Raw genomic sequence first — 4,603 nt, forward strand, 5'->3', positions numbered from 1 at the left:
CTCGCGACGGCACGCACGCCCGTGACCTCGGTCACAGGGCGAACGAACGAGTCAAGGGCGGACGGCTTGGTTCGCATATCGCGCAGCGATTGATCGGCACTGTGCGCAGCGATCGATCGGCGCTGTGCGCAGCGATCGATAGGCACTGTGCGCAGCGATCTCTAGGCGCTGCCCGCAGCAGGCGCCTGGCTATAGGGTGAATCAGCAGCGACGATCAAGGAGGGGAGCCGCACATGGCTGAACGGATCCGCTGGGGCATCGCCGGGACAGGTGTCATCGCCGCCGCCTTCGCTGAGGATCTGCGCCTGCTCGACGACGCCGAACTGGTCGCGGTCGGCTCGCGCTCGCAGCAGTCGGCGGACCGGTTCGGCGACGCGCACGACGTCGCGCGCCGGCACGTCGGCTACGACGCGCTAGCCGCCGATCCCGAGGTCGACGCGATCTACGTCGCGGTGCCACACACCGGCCACGAGGAGGTCACGCTCACCGCGCTGGCCGCCGGAAAAGCGGTGCTGTGCGAGAAGCCTTTCGCCATCAACGCGGCGCAGACCGAGCGGATGGTCGCGGCGGCCCGCGCGGCCGGGGTCTTCCTGATGGAGGCCATGTGGGTCAGGTTCCTGCCGCACCAGATCGGGCTGCGTGAGCTGGTCGCCGCCGGCCGGATCGGTGAGATCCGCTCGCTGATCGTGGATCGCGGCGAGGTGCTCAGCGCGGACCCGGCGCACCGGGTGCTCGATCCCGCGCTCGGCGGCGGCGCGCTGCTGGATCTCGGCATCTACCCAGTCTCGTTCGCCTCCATGTTCCTCGGCACGCCCGATCGGATCGCCGCGTTCGCCACCGAGGCGGCCACCGGCGTGGACGCGCAGACCTCGGCCGTGTTCGGCTATCAAAGCGGCGCGCAGGCGCTGATCAGCACCGCGCTGGACGCGCGCACCGCGAATACGGCCTCGATCACCGGCACCAAGGGCCGGATCGACATCGTGGACTGGGCCGACGGCCGGCTGCCCGCGAAGCTGACGCTGTTGGACGGCACGACGCAGAACCTTGAGTTCCCGCGCGAGGGCAAGGGCTTGCGCCTGCAGGCGGCCGAGGTCGGCCGCTGCCTGCGCGCAGGGGAGAAGGAGAGCCCTGTCATGCCGCTGGACGAGACGCTGTCGATCATGCGCACGCTCGACCTCATCCGCGAGCAGATCGGGCTGCGCTACCCCGGCGAGTAGCAGCCGGCGCGGCGAATCGACCGGCTATGGCTGAATATTGAGATCCTCCAGCACGGCCTCGGCCGCCCGGTGACCGGATTGCAGCGCGCCCTCGACGTTCGGCAGGTCGCGGTGGTCTCCGCACACATACAGACCCTTGATGAGCCGGACCGGCCGGGCGAAGTTGTGCGGGGACTGCATGGTGACGACTGCGTGCTCGACGTGCCGGATATCAAGGGTCTCCCAGCGCCTCGACGGCACTCCGTGCAGGTGGGAAAGCCGATCGAGGACCGCGCGATCCAACGCCGCCGGCTCCTTGCCGTCGCCGCCGAACACCGTCGTCGCGACCAGCGCGCGGCCGGGCGGCGCGAGTCCGGGTGCGGCGCGGCTCAGCACGGCCGTGCGCGCGATCGGTGACCCCGGTTCTGCATCCACGAGCACTGATGGCGCGCGGTCGGGCTCGAACGGCAGCTGCGCGTCGTCCACCGCATGCCAAAGCGTCGTGACCGACCGCATCCGCGGCTCGTGCAGGCCGGGCAGAAGCTCCATCGCGCCGTACGGATCGGCGGCCACGACCGTCGCACGGGCCCTGATTTCCCCGGTGTCGCCGACTACTCGGTCCGCGCGCACGGTGTGTACTCGCACACCCAGCTCAATCGTGCCGACCGGCAGCCTCCTGACAAGCTCACGCACGAGCGCGCCGGTGCCCGCGCCCGCGACCGCGAACCGCCCGCGCACCAGGAGTCGCAGCAGCCAGTCCGCGCCGCGCACCGAGGCGGCGAGGTCTTCGTCTGCGGCCAGGGCGGCTAGATAGGGCCGCAGGAACTGGTCCACCAACTCGGCGGAGTAGCCGCGTACCGCATAGGAGTCCGCTGCCGAGTGCTCCGGGCCGCCCAATGCCCGCTCCGGCGCAGTAGTGCCGAGTCGGTAGAGCAGCTTGGAGAGCCGAGCCTTGTCCGCGGCCGTCCCGATCGGCATACGCAGCACCGAAAAGGTCTGCTGCGGCCTCGCGGGCGCGGCGCCGAACCGGACGCGCCGCACCACGTTGTCCGCCGGTGCGCTGCTGCCTTGATCGCCAGCTCCCGCCTGACTGGCTCTCGCTTGGTCAGCCCTTGGTTCGCCCGCACCGCCGCCGCCGGAGCAGATCCGTACGCCCGCCGCGAATCCGCCGAGCTGGAGTTCGGCCGGGGAAATGGTCTGCCGCAGCGTGGGCCAGGTCGTGTGCAGCAGATGCGCGCCGTCGCCGAGGACGAAGCCGCCGATCCGCGCGTCCCGGGCTCGGCCCCCGGGATCATCAGCGCACTCCAATACGGTCACGGTCAGGCCCGCGGCAACCAGTCGCGCGGCCGCGGCGAGCCCGGCGATTCCCCCGCCGACGACGCACACGTCCGTACGCATACGAATCCCCCAGCGAGGTCAGATCGGTGTCCCGGTCTACCTACCCGCTGGGGGATCGTCAGAATCCGAATATGCCCGCCGCCGGGCCTACCGGCTCGCCGGCTTACAGACCGGAGGCGAAGGCGTACGGCTGGAACGCGACGTCCTGGCCGACGTCAAGCTGAATGACCTCGTGCGGCGTCAGCTTGATGTCGGACGGGTTCCCGGTGTACTTCTGCCCATTGACATACGTGATGACGGTGCCGGACGCCGGGCCGACCTGGCCGGTCGAGAGCGGCTGGTTCCACTCGGCGAAGATCTGGCCGAGGGTGTACTCCTTGGTCGTCGGCGACTCGACGTGCAGGACGCCGCTGCTGTCGTGCGTGTGCAGGTAGTACAGCTGCTTGCCACCATCGACGAACTGTGAACCGTCCTGCAGCTGCTCGGTCGTCCACGGCTTTACGATGCCGATGCCGGCGGGCACCAGCTTCTGCTTGCCGTTCACGTAGATCGCCAGGTGCGCGTGGATGTGGTAGGCCAGCTGTTCCTGGGTCTGCGCCGAGACGCCGTCCACGGTCTGCCCGGTCAATCCGTCCCAGGTCTGCGCGAGCGCGTTGGGTGTGGTGTTGGTCTGTGCGGCAGGCGTGTTGTTGTTCTTCTTCGACAGGGCGAGCGCGATGAGCCCGGCGACCAGCGCGAGGACCAGCACGCCCGCGCCCACGCCGAAGTAGACTTTGCGCTTGCGCTCAAGGCGCGCCTGCTCCGCGCGCATCTTCTCGATCTGCGCGCGGCGCTCCTGCGCGTTCTTCTTGCTGGCCTGCGATGCCATCGTCCCGCCCTGGAAGGTAAATACGCCGTCGGTCGGCTTACCGTACAACCACTTCCTGAGCGAACGCATATGCACTTCTCAGGGCTGCGCGGAGCTTTTCGACGATATTGGCGCTGAGCTGCCCAAACGCGACACGTCCCGGCAAGCGCCCGCCGAAGCGGGAGCTGCCGGGACGTGAAAGCGGTCTCGGTCCGGCGGCGGGCTACAGCCCGAGCTCGGACTCGAAGCGCCCTTCCTCGAGCCGTGCCTTGATGGTGCTCAGGAACCGGGCCGCGTCCGCCCCGTCCACCAGCCGGTGGTCGTAGCTCAGGGCCAGGTACACGATCGAGCGCACCGCGATCACCTCGCCGAGCACCTGGTCGGTGACCACGGCGGGCCGCTTGACGACCGCGCCGGTGCCCAGGATGCCGACCTGCGGCTGGTTGATGATCGGGGTGTCGAACAGCGCGCCGCGCGAACCGGTGTTGGTCAGCGTGAAGGTGCCGCCGCCCAGTTCGTCCGGGGAGACCTTGTTGTCGCGGGTGCGCGCCGCGAGGTCCGCGATGGCCCGAGCGATCCCGCCGAGGTTGAGGTCCCCGGCGTTCTTGATCACCGGGACGAGCAGGCCGCGCTCGGTGTCCACCGCGATGCCCAGGTTCTCCGAGCCGTGGTAGGTCACGGTCCCGGCTTCCATGTCGATCGAGGCGTTCACCTGCGGGAACTGCTTGAGCGCCTCGACCGCGGCCATCGCGAAGAACGGCAGGAACGACAGCTTGACGCCCTCGCGGGCCTCGAAGTCCCGCTTCGCCCGGTCACGCAGCCGCGCGATCGGCGTGACGTCGACCTCGACGACCGTGGTCAGCTGCGCGGAGACCTGAAGCGACTCGACCATCCGCTTGGCGATGACCGTGCGCAGGCGAGAAAGCTTCTCGGTGCGCCCGCGCAGCGGGGAGACCGCGACCGGGGCCGCGGGAGCGCTCGGCGCGGCGGCGCCGTTGACGGCGGCCGGTGCGGGGGCGGGCTTCGGGGCGAGCGCCTTGGCCGCCTCGATGACGTCCTGCTTGCGGATGCGTCCGCCGACGCCGGTGCCGTTGACCGTCGCCAGGTCCACGCCGCGCTCGGCGGCGAGCTTGCGCACCAGCGGGGTCACGTACGCGCCGGGACCGTCGTCATCCTGCTGCGCCGCGTTCTGAGACTGCGCCGTGCTCTGAGTCTGCGACGC

The 4,603-nt window shown here is 70.0% G+C and carries 4 protein-coding genes; 1 reads left to right on the top strand and 3 read right to left on the bottom strand.

Features of this window, described 5'->3' with window-relative positions:
• The first annotated feature begins 233 nt into the window (after positions 1–233).
• Positions 234–1,217, top strand: a complete 984-nt coding sequence (locus VN779_RS15885) for a Gfo/Idh/MocA family oxidoreductase (RefSeq protein ID WP_325723982.1) — start codon at positions 234–236, stop codon at positions 1,215–1,217.
• 24 nt (positions 1,218–1,241) lie between these two features.
• Here VN779_RS15885 and VN779_RS15890 read toward each other — a convergent pair whose 3' ends face one another.
• From VN779_RS15890 to sucB, 3 genes are all read right to left on the bottom strand, one after another.
• Positions 1,242–2,594: an FAD-dependent oxidoreductase gene (locus VN779_RS15890; RefSeq protein WP_325723984.1), complete on the bottom strand. Its 1,353-nt coding sequence runs from the start codon at positions 2,592–2,594 to the stop codon at positions 1,242–1,244.
• A 103-nt stretch (positions 2,595–2,697) separates the two neighbouring features.
• Entirely contained in the window at positions 2,698–3,471 is a 774-nt protein-coding gene (locus VN779_RS15895) for a hypothetical protein (RefSeq protein ID WP_325723985.1), read from the bottom strand.
• A 133-nt stretch (positions 3,472–3,604) separates the two neighbouring features.
• The coding region (gene sucB, locus VN779_RS15900) for a 2-oxoglutarate dehydrogenase, E2 component, dihydrolipoamide succinyltransferase (RefSeq protein WP_325723987.1) at positions 3,605–4,603 on the bottom strand (999 nt) is incomplete at its 5' end.

Source organism: Actinocrinis sp. (assembly GCF_035605935.1).
Lineage (GTDB): Bacteria > Actinomycetota > Actinomycetes > Streptomycetales > Catenulisporaceae > Actinocrinis.